At 37.0% G+C, this 17,945-nt stretch carries 15 protein-coding genes; 9 read left to right on the forward strand and 6 right to left on the reverse strand.

Annotated elements, in window-relative coordinates; all coding sequences use genetic code 11:
* Positions 1–209: 209 nt before the first annotated feature.
* Positions 210–2,882 carry a DEAD/DEAH box helicase family protein gene (locus BCELL_RS05660; protein ID WP_013487719.1) on the reverse strand — a complete coding sequence of 891 codons (2,673 nt, stop codon included), beginning with the start codon at positions 2,880–2,882 and terminating at the stop codon, positions 210–212.
* A gap of 553 nt (positions 2,883–3,435) precedes the next feature.
* Entirely contained in the window at positions 3,436–3,813 is a 378-nt protein-coding gene (locus tag BCELL_RS05665) for an SET domain-containing protein (protein WP_013487720.1), read from the reverse strand.
* A 495-nt stretch (positions 3,814–4,308) separates the two neighbouring features.
* Between BCELL_RS05665 and BCELL_RS05670 the strand changes: the two genes are divergently transcribed.
* Positions 4,309–4,602, forward strand: a complete 294-nt coding sequence (locus tag BCELL_RS05670) for a hypothetical protein (RefSeq protein WP_013487721.1) — start codon at positions 4,309–4,311, stop codon at positions 4,600–4,602.
* A gap of 301 nt (positions 4,603–4,903) precedes the next feature.
* Here the strand turns inward: BCELL_RS05670 and BCELL_RS05675 are convergent, their stop codons facing one another.
* The 4 genes from BCELL_RS05675 to BCELL_RS05690 form a co-directional block, all read right to left on the reverse strand.
* On the reverse strand, positions 4,904–5,554 hold the full coding sequence (locus BCELL_RS05675) for a YesL family protein (protein WP_013487722.1): 651 nt from the start codon (positions 5,552–5,554) through the stop codon (positions 4,904–4,906).
* 135 nt (positions 5,555–5,689) lie between these two features.
* Complete coding sequence (locus tag BCELL_RS05680; RefSeq protein WP_013487723.1) at positions 5,690–6,526, reverse strand: carbohydrate ABC transporter permease; 837 nt, start codon at positions 6,524–6,526, stop codon at positions 5,690–5,692.
* Positions 6,526–7,452 (reverse strand): carbohydrate ABC transporter permease, encoded by a 927-nt coding sequence (locus tag BCELL_RS05685; protein ID WP_013487724.1) that lies wholly within the window; start codon positions 7,450–7,452, stop codon positions 6,526–6,528. Before BCELL_RS05685 ends, BCELL_RS05680 begins: the two co-directional genes overlap by 1 nt.
* Before the next feature lie 219 nt (positions 7,453–7,671).
* The gene (locus BCELL_RS05690) at positions 7,672–9,006 is read right to left on the reverse strand and encodes an ABC transporter substrate-binding protein (protein WP_013487725.1); all 1,335 of its coding nucleotides are present in this window, start codon (positions 9,004–9,006) and stop codon (positions 7,672–7,674) included.
* 852 nt (positions 9,007–9,858) lie between these two features.
* Here BCELL_RS05690 and BCELL_RS05695 point away from each other — a divergent pair.
* The 8 genes from BCELL_RS05695 (at position 9,859) to BCELL_RS05730 (ending at position 17,942) form a co-directional block, all read left to right on the forward strand.
* The gene (locus tag BCELL_RS05695) at positions 9,859–10,941 is read left to right on the forward strand and encodes a hypothetical protein (RefSeq protein ID WP_013487726.1); all 1,083 of its coding nucleotides are present in this window, start codon (positions 9,859–9,861) and stop codon (positions 10,939–10,941) included.
* Between the two features lie 361 nt (positions 10,942–11,302).
* Positions 11,303–12,421 carry a hypothetical protein gene (locus BCELL_RS05700; RefSeq protein ID WP_013487727.1) on the forward strand — a complete coding sequence of 373 codons (1,119 nt, stop codon included), beginning with the start codon at positions 11,303–11,305 and terminating at the stop codon, positions 12,419–12,421.
* Between the two features lie 39 nt (positions 12,422–12,460).
* Positions 12,461–12,658, forward strand: coding sequence for a hypothetical protein (locus tag BCELL_RS05705; RefSeq protein ID WP_013487728.1), 198 nt, complete (start codon positions 12,461–12,463; stop codon positions 12,656–12,658).
* A gap of 257 nt (positions 12,659–12,915) precedes the next feature.
* Complete coding sequence (locus tag BCELL_RS05710) at positions 12,916–13,872, forward strand: helix-turn-helix domain-containing protein (protein WP_081457242.1); 957 nt, start codon at positions 12,916–12,918, stop codon at positions 13,870–13,872.
* Positions 13,873–13,941: 69 nt separating this feature from the next.
* Positions 13,942–14,727, forward strand: a complete 786-nt coding sequence (locus BCELL_RS05715; RefSeq protein WP_013487730.1) for a hypothetical protein — start codon at positions 13,942–13,944, stop codon at positions 14,725–14,727.
* A gap of 593 nt (positions 14,728–15,320) precedes the next feature.
* A complete protein-coding gene (locus BCELL_RS05720) occupies positions 15,321–15,536 on the forward strand; it encodes a DUF2726 domain-containing protein (protein WP_041808139.1) in 216 nt (71 codons plus the stop codon).
* 47 nt (positions 15,537–15,583) lie between these two features.
* The gene (locus BCELL_RS05725) at positions 15,584–16,450 is read left to right on the forward strand and encodes a phosphorothioated DNA-binding restriction endonuclease (RefSeq protein ID WP_013487731.1); all 867 of its coding nucleotides are present in this window, start codon (positions 15,584–15,586) and stop codon (positions 16,448–16,450) included.
* 712 nt (positions 16,451–17,162) lie between these two features.
* The gene (locus BCELL_RS05730; protein ID WP_013487732.1) at positions 17,163–17,942 is read left to right on the forward strand and encodes a hypothetical protein; all 780 of its coding nucleotides are present in this window, start codon (positions 17,163–17,165) and stop codon (positions 17,940–17,942) included.
* The last annotated feature ends 3 nt before the right edge of the window (positions 17,943–17,945 follow it).

Consider the following 17,945-nt stretch of genomic DNA (forward strand, 5'->3'; position numbering starts at 1 on the left):
ATCAGACGAAAGTATAACACAGCTTTAATCCCCTACCCAATAGGCTTGAGCGCTTTTCGTAAAAGATTATATATTCAGACATTTGAAAACGATTTCGGGTAAGGGAGATTCTCGAATTACTTTCTCTAACAAGCAAATTTCACATGGATAAAAGGCCCGGGAACCGAATCGTCCCGAACCTTCTCCAATATCCTCTCACTATTGTTTTCTTATTTCCAAACGCTAATTCGTTCAGAACGACTTACAAATTTACTGGACATCGCTCGCATTCTTGCTTTCAACAATAATTTGCGTCCTTCTGGTGTCCGTGTGAAAACTAGTTCAGCTTTTCCTACTTTCTTTTGCCAGTAGTTTAGTAGGATTTCAGCACTTTCTTTTTTACGTCCGATCTCGTGAGGCACTGCATGGTAATCGTGACGCACCCAAAATCTCTTCCCAGACTGCCGGTGAATGATATATCGTGGATTATCGATTGGATCCACGACTTCTTGAAGACTTTGAAAAAACAGTATTTGTTCATGCGTGCTACCGTGTTCAAGAGAACATTTTAGGAATCCCCCTGGCATCTCATGGACATGAATGATATTTTGAGATGGGGGAGTACTTATCATTCCAGTATCATAGAGGGAATGATAGATGGCAATCCCTACTTGTTTCATACTAGATTCGATTGACTTATTAAACCAGATAATTCGGAGCGCCCTCCACCAGAATGGGGAAGATAAGACGACCCCTATACTGAGCACAATCAGTAAGGCCAACCCCAATTGACTCAAATTAGAATAACGCGGCCCTTCACCAATCGCTCGCAAACTATCGGCCATAATTAAAAGAGTGATAATGAGTAATGACTTTACAGTGTTGTGAAAAACAAAGGGACGTGGAATAAAGGATTTGTCTACCTGAACCTCTTCTCGTTTCGCTTTTCCTTGTTGAACAGCCTCTTGCCATCGGTCCATCAGACGGCTTCGATTCGATGCCCTTCTTGCCATTTCCTGATTATTCAATTCGATCGCGTTTTGATCAAAACGAGAATCTGGAAATCTTAATCGATTGATTCCCGTACTGATGAGAGGCAATTCTTCATCAAGCCCTTTCAAGGAACGAAATCGCCGTATTAACGAATAGTAATCATGACCACCATCTCCAGTATTTGAGTCTACACAGACTAAATGCCAAATATTTGCCGCTTTCTCAGGGTTACCTTGTTCCGTGCGAATAGCACGCCCCCGCATCTGGTTCGTTAGCATAAATGTACCAACATATGAAGCGAGAATGAGGGTATTCACGCTAGGAGCGTCCCAGCCTTCTCCAAGTAGCGCTGTTGTCCCTATTAACACATCCACCTTTCCTTGTGAAAAAATATCAGTGACGATACTGACTATATTTTGTCTTGAAGCACCACGGATTGTCACTTTCACATAACGATCATCATGGGGAAGTACTTCTGTGTTAAAGTTTACATGCTTTTCATTTAAAATCGGAACAACATCCTGAGGTAAGATAACAACTGATCCTGTTAAAACGCCTAGGCGACACTGTTCACCGAGTTCCCTTCTGATTTTTTCAAAAACAGGTATAACCCCGAGGCGAATCAGAGGTCTATTATCCGATGGATCTTTCGGCAGATCATCTGCATAGATGTAATCGGCTAATACAACTAAACGAAGAGATTCCTGTTTTGATTGTTTCTCAAGTGAAACGATACTTGTAATACTGTCTAACTTCGATACACTATGTAACAACGTACGTTCCATCGCTCGCGTCGCAATTAACTTTACTCTGCGTCGTTCCAATGCACCGATCGTTGATAGCTGCTTCCGGATACTTTTCATTGGTTCCTCTTTTGGATCGATCCACTTATCCCGGTAAAGCATGTTCGTTAAAAGCTCTTCTGTCCACTCCATATCAAAGTTAGGTAAGTTTTTCGCTTTTTCATTGAGAAGCTGGAATGGTTGTTCCCAGGCCTCACTTCCAATTTCCTTTAAATAAAGGATCATGCTCGTAAAATACCCGTGATTGGAGAGCTTTTCATCTACGTACTCCTCGGATTGTATCCATGGGTGTGACTCTATTAACTTCTGAAAATCGTGATTTTCGAGTAAACGCTTTTTGAGTTCTTCTGCTTCTTGATGGAATGTATCAATCGGTTCCTTTTCTTTCTTTGACGGTTCAGACATCCAAACATAATCTTGATGTGGACATAAATCTCCTTCTTTTACTAATGCAGCGACTTCAATTTCTTCATCGATGGGGCCGCATAACTCCATATACTTATCCCACTCTGATTTTCCAACATCATACGGAGGCGTGGCAGTTAAGGAAACGACGGTTGGATCATGGAGTTTATTACGAAATGATAACGTCGTTCTCCACCAGCTTGTGCGCAAATGATGTGCTTCATCAAGAATCAGTGTTTGAAATTGCTCGTCAATCAGTTTTTGCTGCGCTAACTCTTTGTCAGTCGGATCAACTTCACTTGAAGACTCATCCATTTCCTCATCATCAATCACATCTTGACTTGTTTCTTTTTCCCCTTTTTTCTGAAAAATGGAGTGGAGTCCTTGATAGGTGGTTACTGTAATAAACTTTGGGTTTCTCAAATCTGTTGAAATCCAGGTTGGCTGTTCATTTGCTTGTAAAAACAGTTCCACAAATCGACTCACCCATTGATTTCTGATCGCTAGTGTAGGGGCGACGATTAAGGTTGGCTTTCCTAAGCGAAGCATGACCTCAAGTCCAAGTACCGTTTTACCAGATCCAGGCGGGGCAACAAGGTGAAGATGCTTATTTGCAAGGTGGTGATCTAGATGATCGAGGACCTCTTGCTGATAACTTCGCCAAGGATGACAAAACTGAATGTTGCCGGGGAATTCTTTCATATATATCACCTCGATAAATTGAACTTTGATATAAAAAGAGAAATTTTACAAAATATAACATATCTATAATAGCATAAGAGTTGTGGTAATGTTGGTAATATTAGGAATTCAAGGGGCGTGCTGATGAAGGAGGGGGAGGTGTAAGTGAGGAAAGGGCTAATGAGAACCGCCCGAGACCAATGGAAAAGTAGAAATCTTGATATTTTATTGTATTAATATTCAATATATCTAATTATAGAAAAGGTTGATGAGACCGGAGCAAGCGAGGTAACTGTCTCTTCCTCTACAAGCATATGCTTTGGAGCGTATCCGTCGAGACAACTCGAAGCATAAGGCGACGAAGTAACGCTCGTTCCTGCGGGAAGCAAAGGCAGGGGTGAGACTACGTAGATGCAAAGCATGAAGGTGGCTCACCAGCCGCCCGCGGAAAGCGAGTTTGCACAGGTCTCATCAACTTCTATATTCAAACAACCTTATATTTATTAGTCTATACTTAAAGGATAAGTACTTTTTCGCTGGTTCCGAACCGTCCCTGTTAGCCCGGATTTAACATTCACTTTCGATGAAACCATAATAGTTCTTTGTCATCGACATCACCATTATAATTGATGAATATTTCATCTCCTGCTTTAATGTCTGTGTAGGCATAGTAATCAAATGTGTGCTTGTCAAAGTTAATTTCATATGTGGCATTTGGCTCATATGCATGGTTAAAAAGCATGCCGTAACCTAAGATTATAGCGCAGTGGTTTTCCCCGTATTCGAATACATAATCTGCAAGAACTGTATGTTCTATTAATTGATGCTGCTCATTTGGATAAGGAAGAACTGGCGCTTCATGGATGAGTGTCCCTTTTGCTATATCGTGTGTTGCAAATACACCTCTATTAAATTCACCTTCACTAGTGGGGGATTTTTTTATCTCAATCATTTGTTTCACCTGCAGTTTTCATTTATTTGACTGCCGAATCATAGCAGTTTATTTATTATACTATTTTTAACGAAAGAAGGGGATTATACGCACCTCATCTATCACTATTATGAACATACTCATTTTATATAATAAAAAATGCTGTGGAACGAAGCCAGGAAATATTGAATGGAATTCAACCGACGCTTAGCGGAATTCTAGATCAGTTTATTGATACATGCCAATACCAAACCAATGCTCCTGAGTTAGGGCTATTATCGCCACGGTTAAGAGGACACACTGAAAACTAGTAACAGATGCGATAAACCCTATCATGTAAAGGGAGAAATGAGGCACTTGTATATCCATAATAGGTCAAAGGCAAAATTGCATTTGTAAATTTGGCTAATGAGAACCGTCCCTGTTAGCCGTATGATACACTTGGTACATCCAATATCGAATTATGAGAAATGAGATATCGTTATTCTAATAAAAATATATAGGAGGAAGTACACATTGCTTTTATCACTTTTTTTAGGTGCTTTCATGATATTATACGCCATTAGTCATGCAATGAAATCGACCTTTTTGTTAGGGAAACGAGCTAAAAAGATGGACACAGATGCACGCCATAAATATCAAAAAGGATTGGTGGCTCCCTTTTTAGCGTTAGGTATAATATTTATATGCATAGCGTTTGCAACAGAGGCACAAATAATTGGAACAACTTTGTTTGTGGTATTATTCATTGTTTTAGTTTTACCAATTGTAATTTGGATTTTTGTTTATGACAAAAAACACGTAGGTTAAAGATAATGTAAACAACAGGAAAAGAAATATGAAAAATTTACTATGTGTATGTTCACTCTTTATTGTTGTAACCTTATTCGGTTGCGACAGCAAGACATAACTACACTTTTAGGACTTCCATAATTATGGAAGTCTGTGTTTTTTTATATATAATCAACACCAAACACTAACACATCTTATTTAATAAAAAATGCTGGCTTACCTCTGTTGGAATGCCAGCTTATTATGGAGCATTAGGCTCTACTCAATTGTAATGGAATGATCTAAAAGGTCCTGTACTTTCTAATAAAAATCATTTTGATTAGGGCGATCTTTCGGCTAATGAGAACCGTCCCTGTTTGCCTTCATCTAACTTGTTTAACACGGTCATTGTAATCCATGTCCAGCACACACCAATCATGCTAAACATGAAAAATGGGATGATCCCTGGCAGTTCTAACGAAATATATACAATGAAGAACAATAACACCCAGATGGATAGTGTGTAATGCAACTTTCCAATTCCAATGATAAGGGCGTTTTTTAAATGCTGCTTCAGCCCGCCTTCATAATGACAATATAAAGGAAATACCCAAACAGCCATCATTGAAAATAAAAACACAATGAGATAAAAGGCAAATGGAACGAGGAAAAAGACCTCATCACCTAAACTAACGAGAATAGTGTAGTTTAAATATAGGAGTGCTCCAACAGTGGCAATGATCCATCCAGCCATATTTGAAACGAAGAAACTTCCAGAATAAAACCTCTTAAAGGTTTTCCAAACAGAGAAATCCGTGTCTCCTAACAACCATTTCCTGGCCACACTTATTGTAGCCATGGTAGCTGGGGACAAGCCAGCTACCACGAGTCCCATCAAAGTGAACAGTATCCAAAGCACATTTAAATAGACAATTCTCGTGATCCATGTGAAGAATACTTCAACGATATTTACAACTTTACTGCCATTCATTTTTTCCACCTACTCCTATTAACCTACAATTAATATACCGACAGATCCTATGCAGACCTCACTTGAAAAATGTGTAACTAACTGCATCAGCCAAAACTAGCTACTAACATATCTAACCTTCGAATCGCTCAAACCTTACCCTTTCACACCACCTGTCGTTAAGCCGGCAACAAAGTATCGTTGGAAAAAGATAAACAGGATAACGATTGGGATGACCGTCAAGACGGATCCTGCAATCAAGATATCATAGTTGTTTCCGTAAGGCGTCAAGAGAGAGGCTAAACCAATTGGCAATGTAAACATATCGTTAGACCGGACTACTAAAAGCGGCCATAAGAAGTTATTCCAGCTCGTTAATCCTTGTAGAATAGCCATTGCAGCAAAGGAAGGGAGCATTAAAGGCATCATGATTCTGAAGAATATGCCGTATTCCGTACAACCGTCTATTCTCGCAGCATCCATTAATTCTTTAGGTAGGCCAAGTGCATATTGTCTGAAGAAAAATACAGCAATGGGTGCAACAATTAATGGGAGGAGGATACTCGTATACGTATTGATTAGCTGTAAATCAACCATTAATTGATAGAGTGGTAGCATTAAGATTTCAAATGGAACCATGATAATGAACAGTACAAATAAAAAGATTAAGTTTCTTCCTTTGAAATTGTATACTGCTAATGCATAGCCGACAATGGAGGAGAAGAATAACGATAACACGATTGTTAAACCTGAAATAATCAAACTGTTCATATACCATTGCCAATATTCAGGTGCTTGGACAAAAATATAGTTATAGTTTGCAAGAGAAAAATCGCTAATATTTACGTTAAAAGTGATACCCCTTCTAATCAATTCTGACGACGGTCGAAAAGAGGAGATAATTAAACTGATTAATGGAAATAATGCAATGAGACATACAATGGTAAGGGATAGATTTATGAGCCATTTATAAACTTTATGGTCTTTATACATTACACATCACTCCTCTTAAACGCGCCTGTCAGCAGCAACTGAATCAAACTTACGACAAATACGATAATCAAGATCACGACACCTATTGCAGCACCGAATCCCATATCATTTTGTTGAATCCCTTGCTGATATAAATACCCGACGAGCGTTAAACCGATATTACCTGGCGAGCTCGTTTCCCAGAAAACATAGCTTTCTTCAAACATTCTGAAGCCAGCGATAATACTAATTGTAGAAACAAAGATAATGATTGGTTTTAAAAAAGGTAATGTTATATTCTTAAATTTATGAAAAACATTTGCCCCATCAATTTCAGCTGATTCGTATAACTCCTTAGGAATATTTTGCAGTCCAGCTAAAAAGTATAATACGTTAACGCCCATCCAACGCCATGAAGCTAACGTGACCATTAAGAACATGGCAGACCAACTGTTATATCGCCAATTGACTGGATCGACACCAAAGAATCCTAATACTTGGTTTGCTACTGCTGTGTCTGATTCAGCAAATACTAGTCTGAAGATAACCCCGGCCACAATAACGGATGTCAGGGATGGAATGAATAGAGCAGAGCGAAAAATAGTTTTAAACTTCGTTATTTTTGAATCTAATAAAATAGCTAAAAGGATTGGAACGGAAACTAGAATGAAAACCGTTAATATCATATAAATAGTTGTATTTTGCAATGCTTTATAAAAAGTAGGGTTAAATATTCGATCGTAGTTTGACAATCCAACGAAGGTGACTTGACCTGGCAGTATAGTTTGAAAACTCATGATGAACGCTTGTATTGTTGGATATAAAGTCAAAACTAAAAACGATAATATGAATGGAGATACAAGCACATAAGGAACGACTTTCTTTGAATTCAGGAATTTCAGTATTTTGTTTTGTTTGTTCTTACTCGTTGCGGATGTATCAGACATATGATCACACCTCATGCGAATTATTTAAAACCTTTTTGTGATTTTTTATAACCCTCGGTTTTGTTACGTTTTTGTGACTGAAAACCAAGGTGCTTGCGCTTTCTATGAAGGAAGGACAAGTATTAACATACCTGTCCCTCGCCATTCATTCTTTGAAAAATAGCAATGTGTCAGTATTTCACGGGAGAACAAATCTAGGCATAAGCGTTTTTAAAAAAATTAATCCATTGAAGATCTCACTCTTTCAGCGGCTTCCCGAAGTGCTTCCTCTGGAGTTTTAGACTGTTCACGGATAGCATTGTGCATGATGTTCGTATCGATCTCGTCGAGTACATCTGGTGTGTGTTCTGTAATGTTGACACTTGCCACATCATCGCGAATGTCTAGTAAAATATCAAAAATGTCATCGTGGAAGAATTGATAGTAAATATTATCCTCCCTTACTTCAGGTGCATCCCATACGTCCCAGCGTGGTGGGTCGAAACCGAGCTCCGTCCATAGGTGGATATTCCCTTCCTCGGATAGTTTCGCAAAGTATAGAAAGTCTTTTGCGAGCTCAATGTTTTCAGATTGGTTTGTAACAGCTGTACCAGTACCACCCATACCTACAGTTCTAGCATCAGAATCGTCCCAAATTGGCATCGGTCTAATCTCTATTTTTCCATCTAAATCTTCCATGTAGGTAGTAAAGTCTTTCATGTAAAACATCGGGATCACTAATGATGCTTGACCTCCGTCATTCATAAAGCCATAAAATTCTTCTGAATGATAGTTTCCTCCTGGTGTCATTTCAGCAATACCATCTTCATTCACCATTTGATTAATGAATTCTAATGTTTGAATATTGATATCGTTATCTAAAATTAATTCCCCATTTTCATCAAAGAAGTCGGAGTGTCTTTGCGTGACATAAGGCCAGAATCCATACCAGCCATCAGCGATTGTTGTCATTGGAATCCCTGTCGCATCGACGACTTGTTTCCCTGCTTCCATATAGTCGTCCCATGTCACGATGGAGTCAATATCTACACCTGCTTCATCCATAATCTCTGTGTTGTAATAGACAACCGTTGCCCCAAGGTGAGTTGGTGCCCCGTAATAGGTGCCGTCTTTTCCGTAAATATCTAATCTTTCCGTGATGAATTTATCTAGTTCACCTTCAATTAAGTCATTTAAAGGCTCTAACTGTATATCCCCTTGCAAAAAGTTAGGGAACCTTGCTATCTCAATATCAACCATGTCTGGAGCTCCTGAGCCAGACTGTAATGCTAGCAACAGGTTGTTATGCATTTGATCAAAAGGATATGTTTCAGCAGTAAAGGCAATTGCCCGATCTGGATACTCTTCGTTCCAACGCTCTGCTGCGCTTGTAAAGAAATCAGCGTGTGTCCCTGCAAATGTCCAGAACGTTAATTCCGTTGCATCTTCTAAATCAGTACCTACAGTATCTACTTCGTCTGCTTCTCCACCTGCAGTGTCATCGCTATCACCACCACATGCGGCTAAAACAACAATAAGGAAAGCTACTAAACTAAGAAACAATAACTTCTTCATTTCTTTTCCCCCTATTTTCACTTTTCGGATTTGTTACATTAGTAAAATCTTGTTGATGATGAATTGTAAAACGGGTCCATATTCTTCAAGCGATTCTTTAGTTAAGCGGTTACATTTTTCATCGAACACCTCCCAATTACTACTAAAATATTGAAAACATGAACTTATACGAATGTACATGTTAGTTTATGAGATTGAAGTGGCTATTTATACGTATGAGTTATTGGGTGAGTTATGTTAAATTCATTCAAGAAATTTAAGTGATTTTTGAAATGAAAACATTAATATAACGTATGTCGTGGGTATTATTACCTGTAATGATGGTGCTGTACTTATTTGTAAAATTGTATTAAATAACTTAAATTGTTAGAACTCATACGAACAAATAAATAATAGTTCAGGGATCTAGTCCCTGAACTTTAGAAGGTTACAGATGAGAGATTTAAGCAGATGGATAGTGATTAATAACATGGTAGATGCTGGAGAACGAAGGCAGACAATATTGAATGAAAGTCTAGCCTAGTTTATTAATAAATTGATACATACGAAACCAATGCTCCTGAGTTAGGGTTATTTTCGCTACGGTTATGAGAGCACACTGAAAACGATTTGTAACAGATGCGATAAATCCTATCATGTAAAGGGAGAAATGAGGCACTTGTATGTCCATAAAAGGCCAAAGGAAAAATTGCATTTGTAAGTTTGGCTAATGAGAACCGTCCCTGTTAGTCAGGTACAGTGTTGTAGTAGTTTTATATCAGAAGGTATAAATTTTTTTGGGGATTTATACCCAATTTCTTTCTTTTTTTCGATATACTAGAATGGTATATAAAAAATGTTGGAGGTTACTTAATGAAATTATTTTTTCCCACTATTACATTATTCTCTATGCTGTTGCTACTTGGTGGATGCAATGAGGATACAGCAACGACTAATACCCCCGAGGTAAACGAAGCTAGTATTATCTCTACAGATGAAATGACAGCCGAGGAATTTGTAAATCATTTTTATACTCACTATTTAGATCAAGATTATAAAATGGTAAAGGAGTACTTATCACCTACTTATCTAGAGCGGCATGGTGTCACCGCAAATGATTTCGTTTCAGCGCTTGAGGACCGCGATTTTCGTTCCAATATTGAATTCCTTGAATATCGAATCGCAAATTCTCGTGAGATAGATGACCATAATATGTTTTTCAGGGTATCTGTAAAAAGTAACTATAATGGAAACGAACAAGTAGACGATGATGAACTAGTTGTGTTTCGAGAGGATGGAGATTGGTTAATCGATCCAGATGGTTTCTCTTCTTTTGACACTTTCGATAACACGATAGCTACGGAACAACTGTCTTTTGAAGACTTTGAAATTCATACGAGAAATCGAGTTTACGGACAAGACGTACATATTTTCTTTAATTGGGAGATAAACCTTCCAAATGTTAGTCTTTTTTATATGGCAGATAGTGCAGTATCTGTTTTAACGGATACAGGTGAAGTTTATACTAGTACTCGTTCAATTGACCTTCATTCTATTTTTGAGCCTAATAGGGTGCATGAAATAGCGTTGGAGTTTGAGGATGTTGAAGGGACTCCTACTCAATTACTGTTTGAAAACCTTGTACTCCAAGATGAAAATGGTGATCCTATGATTATTCCACGAGAAACTCTTGAAATTATTGTTGATTTAGACGAAGAGTTTATCTCTACTTCTTTGCCATTAGAAGGTGTTTCGGAAGACATCATTATGGAAGCGTTCGAAAATGAGAGGGAGCGCTTGAATCAGCATAATCCAGAACTTTATCAATTGGAAAGTGTTACTTACTTAGATAATGGATACTGGAAAGGTGAGTACTTACAGACAGCTAGTGGCTCAACAACATCAACTCTTGTTAATATTTTTAATGGGACAACACGTATGAACAAGCATTATTGATAATCATTATTTAAAGCCGACAAGCCTAAGAGGTTGTCGGTTTATTTTTTAGTCGTTGATGCTTTCTTGGCTGCGATATACAAAGTAGTGCCATTCCATTCAGTTAAATTGAAGCCATTGACGAATACTTAGAAGTTAAAGAACATCGATAAAATGTAGAATATCATGAAAGGGCTAACGAGAACCGTCCCTGTTAGCCGGGGGTATCTCTTATTTTTATAAAGGAAGTAGTAGAATATTGTAGAATATGTAAAGAACTACAGAGATAAAAGGGATCCTTGTTATGTAGTTTTATTACAATTCGACCATGTGGTCATTGTAGCAAGGTCAAACTTTGGAGATATTATCGGAGGTGTACTTGTTGAACGATACGATAGATGAAAGTGAAGAAGGTGCTACTCTTGTTCATTTCGTTGAGGGATTAGCGGGTGTTTCAGATTTTATCATGATTATTTTAGCGATTTCTACAGGACTGCTAACTTTAGTTGGGTTAATCTCTATTTATATTTCTATTAACCTTCAACACCGAATTGAGAAAGCGCAAGAGCTCCTGTGGGATTTAAATGAATTGTCATATCCTATAAAACCTAAAGAATACCTTGGATATACAATCATTCAAAGATTAACGACATATAGGCAAATTCGCGATAAGCAAGATGACATTACTTTAAAGATTGCAAAATTAGCGAGAAACTCTATTTATTCTGTTTCTAGTATATGGGCATTTATCATTTTATTTTCATACCTTTTACTCGATGTTAAGCTTTGGTTATTCCTTATTGTACTTGGTGGTATAGTGATATTCTTTATGATTAAATATGCGGAAACGTTAAATATGTTTAAGGGAATTTTTAATAAAGTTAAAAGAAAAGAAATACCTACATATGATGATTTATTAAATGTTGATATTGACACAGACCTTTTTACCCTAGGGCTTGCGAGTAATAATCTAGAATTGTGTGTAGAGAAGAAAGGTTCAACCTATTATTTTTACTTGGAATTACCACTAGACTTTAAAAATATCATTTTAAGTAAATTTACTATTTATGAATATGATCAAAGGTTCAAAGAGGACAAGTTAGTTTACGAAGAACATGATAGGCAATTAAATCAATCTGCTCTTAACATACGGAAATATCGTCATACGATAGTGAAAGATGTTTCTTTAACGAAAAAACGGTTAGAAGTAAACCTCATTATTAGTAATAATAAAGAAAGCATCGCCGTTGTTTATAAAGAAGTGGAGAAGGGATTAGTGAAAACGAACAGCTTTGATCCAACAGAATACACAAGGATATTACCATCCACTGTCACTCAAAGGCCTACAAGATTTGAAGTGAAAAAAGAAGAAACAGTACAAAAACAACAAAACACGGAGCATAGGTGTCACAGTTGTGGTGCTTTGTTTGAGGATTTAGAAAGTTGTCCGTATTGTGGTTGGATAGATGTAAATCAATTAAAAAAAGTTAGGAAGAGATGAAACGGTGGGGCCAAAACATTACCGAAGGGGACTCAGCCTATGAATATGCAACGACCTAAATTTATAGATAGCGAATACTTCTACTGGAACGAAGATGGTAAGACGATAAGGGAGCGCATGAAACTACTACCTAATGCGCCTGCTGTAATTGAAAAGGAATACGAAGACTACGTGAGTGAGTACGAAGAGTGGGAGCGACAATGGAGTGAAGGACTTAACGGTAGAATAGAAAACTAAGAGTGAGAGCGCATTTATAGGCGCTCTTTTTATGTGTAAATGGATGTGAACCTATACGCAGGACGGCTAACGAGAACCGTCCCTGTTAGTCACTCAAAATATAACAATTTGTGATTTTATGAATGTTGAAAAATTAACTTTCTCAAGAAATAAAGATTTACGTTACATACAATAGTTTTTTGATAAAATATTTTAAGTAGGCAGTAGAAGGAAGGGGACGGCTCTTCTGCTTCCAAGTTCTATAAAAGGGTGGGGCTATGGTGAAAATGAATTCGATTGAGGAGTTACTAGATTGGGAGGATGACTGGCTTGAGCGTGATGGCTTAGATGTGGGGGAAGAGCGAAATGCTTGGTTAGAGGAAGGTGTGGAGCTGTACAAAAAGTTTATTGAGATTGATAAGAAGGAACCGCGCTATTCTATTACTCTCTCTGAGCTTTATTTAGAAGTAGGTCGTGAAGAGAAGATAAAAAAGGGAAACCAAATTAAAGCGTATCAAACATTGAGATCTGCAACACTTTATGCACCTAAAAAACCGGATGCGTTTTATCATTTGTCGTTTATTTTAGCTAAAGAAAAAAGAAAGTGGGAAGCTGTTCTGTTTTACGGAAATGAAGCTTTGGAAAAGGGGGTAACGGGCAGCAGACGGATTAAACTGCTTTGCAATTTGGCACTTGGTTATGCGCGGCTTGGGTATATTGTGAAATCACTTGAATTGTTTGAAGAAGCTAAGGCATTAGATGAGCAGATGGAACATGAGTGGTTTATTGAATTATATTCTGATCGAATGAAAGAGAACCGTCGAGAACCGATTTTATTAAAAGAGACAAATGAAAAAAGAAAAGCTGTTTCAAAAGAAGATTATAATCATATTTTAGAAGATGCAATGGATGGGAAATGTGTTGTATTAGATTTAACGAAGGAAAATAAATTTTTTCGTGGTATTAAAGATGATATTCGTTTGGAACGAAAAGAAGCAGAAGTTCTCGGTTACTTGATCGATCATTCGATGACATCTTGTCCAAAAAAGCGAATTGAAGAATCGATATGGGATGATTGTAAAGTAAGTGCTTCCGCAGTAAAGCGTTATATCACAAGTATTCGAAGGAAGCTATCCGAAGCAATGGGGCGGGAAGATATAGCAGCGGCAGTATTAGTTACAACAAATGATGGTTACGAATGGAAGTCTGAAATTCCATCCGTTGTCCTCCGTTAGGCTGGTTACTAAAAAGTAACCGGTCTTTATTTATACTTAGGGTACAAAGAAAACAGGAGGATGATGACAATGAACTTAATGAAATTAGAAATGATGAATGGAACAGAGCGTGTAGCAGAGGCATTACAAATGAGAGGATTGTTTATTGAAGTGAAAAACGACATCATTGTATTAACGAAGGAAAATACAGCACAGGATATCGAAATGGTACCTCAGTTACTAAGCAGTTTGAACATCCCTACATTCTGGGTTGCAGGTGATCAATTCCAAGTATTGGTGAACCGGTTACCGATAGCAACGATGAAAAAAATAATGAATGTTCGTGGTCATGAGTTTCCAGTGAGGATGGAAGCTTACCATTACCGCTGGAGAGCATTTGCCCAAAGACGATTTGGTATTAAAGTAAATGCATTAAACTTAGATCCACAAGTAGCAATGATGGTGAAAGTATTAAACTTAGCAGGAATAACGACATTAGCTGGCTGTAACGGTCACCATAGATATTCACCAAATTTCCAATTATCCGGTGTTTTCCAGGGCGCGTGGTTTGAGATTATTCAAGAAAAATATTTAAGTAAATGTGATCTTCATTATAAATGGAGCGTCCACTATGGCAATCAATCTGGCGCAAGTATTATCGCAGATAAACATTCAAGCGACAGTTGGGATATGAATAAAATTTATCAAGATACCGTACAAATAGCCACAACGCTACTGAAGGATTCAGAAGAAATTCGCCAACTGAAAAAACAAATCTTCAAGCGAGATGGAGAAATGAAGCAAATGGCGGAACGGTTTGTTTTGGAGAAGGATTATAAAGGGTTAGTAGATTGGATGAGAGGGCTTGTTGCGTGAAAAATAAAGTGATGCCCTAATTTTCAAGTGATTTGCGGTGTGCCTGACTCTTGTTGAGCATAAAACGTTAACGTATTACGAGCAGATACCTCTTATAAATAATTTTCGGTGTAGTGAAAAAAAGAAATGCTACATGGTAAAATATAACTGTAGTTCATAATATATTTTTTAATAGAAGTCGGAACGATCGTCCTGCTTTTTCTTAACTAAATGCAGTAGGATTTCTTTGAAAGAAAACCGTGCCCTATTGTTGGATTATTTGTTGCTAAATTCGAGTTGTTAAAAGTTATTTGATCTGTAAATTATATCTAATGTATGCGATGAAAGGAGACAAGTAATGAGATATTATGATGAATTATTAGGTAGAAAGAAAAACGGAGAAAATATAAGTTTGGACGAATTAACTTCTAAAAATTTAACATAATATCTCAAAAACTGCAAAAGCAATTACTCATTTTACTTTTCGAAACGGTCCGATAGAAAGATATGCATACTAATAAAACTAAAAATATAACTAACCGAGATATGAAAATTCTTAACTAATATATGTTAAATAGAATAGCGTATATATTTATTTTAGATAAAGAAGAGCGTTGGTTGGAATAAGTTTTACTGATTTTGTTATTTATAACAAGCTAGACAAAATGCCGTTACTAGTGGTTGAAGTAGACGGTCATGCGTATCATGCAAATAATCCTGTTCAACTAAAACGAGATAAAATGAAGGATTCTATTTTAGAGAAGTACAATATTCCAGTTATGCGGCCCAGTACAACAGATAGTAGGGAAATGATATTTATTCGATTTTAGTTTCAATGGCAAAAGAATTAGGGAGAATGCGATGGAGGGATTCTCTAATGATGGAAAATGAGTTAATAGACAAAATAACCAATCTAAGCATATGGAAAAAAGGTGACCAGCGCGCACCTCATAAGCCGTTGTTGATCCTTTATGCCCTTGCTAGATTGCAGAGCTCTCAAGAACGTCTACTCTCCTATTCAGAAGCAAGAGGAAAGTTGACGGAACTATTGGTGGAGTTTGGACCACAGAGAAGGTCCTATCATCCAGAGCAACCGTTTGTTCGATTACAAAGAGATGGGATTTGGGAACTGGATAAATTAGAAATGGAACCTAATAACCGAAAGCTGTTAAAAAATGAAGTAAGTGGCGGTTTTTCTGAACAAGTATATAATCTTCTTCTTAACAATAACAATCTAATTAGAAAAGTGACAGATATTATTCTTAATAACCACTTCCCTGAAACCATTCACGATGACATCCTCATGCATGTTGGCCTGGATATCGATTTCAAAGGAAAACGTTCAAGGGACCCTAATTTTAGAAATAAAATATTACGTGCCTACGAATACAGTTGTGCCATTTGCGGTTATAATGTCCGTTTAGGAAATAATCTTGTGGGTATTGAAGCTGCACATATTAAATGGCATCAAGCAGGTGGTCCTGACAATGAGGAGAATGGAATCGCTTTATGCTCTTTGCACCATAAATTATTTGATCGCGGTGTGTTTACATTAACAGAGACAAACATCCTATTAGTTGCGGAAGAGGCACATGGTACAAATGGCTTTAACAAATGGTTAATGAAATTTCACGGAGAAACAATTCGTAGACCAATACATCCAGATTATCATCCAGAGAAACAGTTCCTGAACTGGCATGTGAGAGAGGTATTTAAAGGACCTTCTAGGTATTATGATGTGTAGTATTGGACGGTGAGGTGGGCTGCAAATTCTGCGCTTGATTATGCTTTTCATTCCTTCAGTGGGAGAAGGAAATGGTATTAGGGTATTTCATAATTTGTAATTTTACTTATACCTAAAAAAATACTATATGTAAGAGTCTTTTTTCAAATTGTAGAGTCAATCTTTACTAGAGCTATAGTGGATACGAATTACGAGCAATTTGGAAAAAAGAAGTGTCTAATTGTGACACCTTTGTGTAACAGGGTTTTGATGTAGAGCCCTTTCAAAACATCATTATCTATCCAACTTTTCATTGTGAAAGTTCAATTGAGATAGTGGTAGATATGATACCGAAAACAAGAATTACAGGTAAATTAACTGTGAAAATAAATTCTATAGAAGTAGTGTTGGAAGCAGCTAAAAATAAAGAAAAAGGATAGATGAAGACTGCCCAAAGAGAATCAGTAGGATGTAGGATTGTATAAAAGACTGTTCTAGTATATTAAGTAACCGGGAAGGAAATAGAAATTTTCGAATGCGTGGAAAACAAAACTCACTTATTTACTAAATCCGAATATTACCTTTAATCGTTCCTGTGCTTCGTAATGGTCAGTATGATAAAATACGATATATATAAGGACAAATTAAAATCTACCTTTATTCTAGCGAACTTAAAATTAGATTATTTGATGATGAATAAAAATTATTAAATGAGTTATTTAGGAGGATTTAAATGCTTAAACTAATTGGTTGGAGTAACCCGGGTAGAAGTATAAGTGATACTACACATAGACAAATGTTTGGGATTATGTCCTATTTAAAAGATAAAGATAAGGTTGGTCAGGATGTTTGGAACTCTGAACTTCAAGCAAAAATCGGAAAAACAATAGATGTTAATAAACCAAGTACGCTTCGTCACATAGTTGGATTTATGAAGAGTATTGGAATAATTTACGGAGATTCCTTGCAAGGTGGGAAAGTACCCGATAGTAGACATCTAGTAACGCAGAGTGGCGAGGTTCTATATCAGCTAATTGAAATGGAACAACTCGCGAAAGAACAGAAAAAAAAAGAAGTTATTGAGCAAGTCGGTACTATGTATAAGCATTTCTATGCGAACGCTTTTATTTATTGGTATGTAAGAGGTACAGATATCCATGTTGTGAGAACGGTTTTAAAGACACTTGATAAATTTGACTCGCTAGATAAAATGGAATGGTTTATTATGAATACCTTTATTACGGCTACCGATAATGCGGTACAAGAAGAAATAGTAGAAAAATATATTGAGCAATACCGTAATAAAGAGCTTACCTTAACAAAAGATAGTATTGTTGAAAATGTAAATGCTTATGGTTTTTGGGCTTCACTTCTTAACTATACAGGACTTATTAGAAAAGAAGGAAGTAAAATATACAAGGGGAATTTACACCCCGAATTGACTAATGCAATATTAGAAGATGATTTTTTACAACATTTTGATATAGAGGAACGATATAATTTACGAATGTAAAAG

This window comes from Evansella cellulosilytica DSM 2522, from assembly GCF_000177235.2.
GTDB classification, from domain to species: domain Bacteria; phylum Bacillota; class Bacilli; order Bacillales; family Salisediminibacteriaceae; genus Evansella; species Evansella cellulosilytica.

Bases quoted from the DNA above. Each gene is read 5' to 3' on its own strand.
- BCELL_RS05730 (WP_013487732.1), top strand. From the start codon at position 17,163: ATGCTTAAACTAATTGGTTGGAGTAACCCGGGTAGAAGTATAAGTGAT.
- BCELL_RS05725 (WP_013487731.1), top strand. From the start codon at position 15,584: ATGATGGAAAATGAGTTAATAGACAAAATAACCAATCTAAGCATATGG.
- BCELL_RS05665 (WP_013487720.1), bottom strand. From the start codon at position 3,813: ATGATTGAGATAAAAAAATCCCCCACTAGTGAAGGTGAATTTAATAGA.
- BCELL_RS05715 (WP_013487730.1), top strand. From the start codon at position 13,942: ATGAACTTAATGAAATTAGAAATGATGAATGGAACAGAGCGTGTAGCA.
- BCELL_RS05680 (WP_013487723.1), bottom strand. From the start codon at position 6,526: ATGTATAAAGACCATAAAGTTTATAAATGGCTCATAAATCTATCCCTT.
- BCELL_RS05660 (WP_013487719.1), bottom strand. From the start codon at position 2,882: ATGAAAGAATTCCCCGGCAACATTCAGTTTTGTCATCCTTGGCGAAGT.
- BCELL_RS05685 (WP_013487724.1), bottom strand. From the start codon at position 7,452: ATGTCTGATACATCCGCAACGAGTAAGAACAAACAAAACAAAATACTG.
- BCELL_RS05675 (WP_013487722.1), bottom strand. From the start codon at position 5,554: ATGAATGGCAGTAAAGTTGTAAATATCGTTGAAGTATTCTTCACATGG.
- BCELL_RS05710 (WP_081457242.1), top strand. From the start codon at position 12,916: ATGGTGAAAATGAATTCGATTGAGGAGTTACTAGATTGGGAGGATGAC.
- BCELL_RS05705 (WP_013487728.1), top strand. From the start codon at position 12,461: ATGAATATGCAACGACCTAAATTTATAGATAGCGAATACTTCTACTGG.
- BCELL_RS05690 (WP_013487725.1), bottom strand. From the start codon at position 9,006: ATGAAGAAGTTATTGTTTCTTAGTTTAGTAGCTTTCCTTATTGTTGTT.
- BCELL_RS05695 (WP_013487726.1), top strand. From the start codon at position 9,859: ATGAAATTATTTTTTCCCACTATTACATTATTCTCTATGCTGTTGCTA.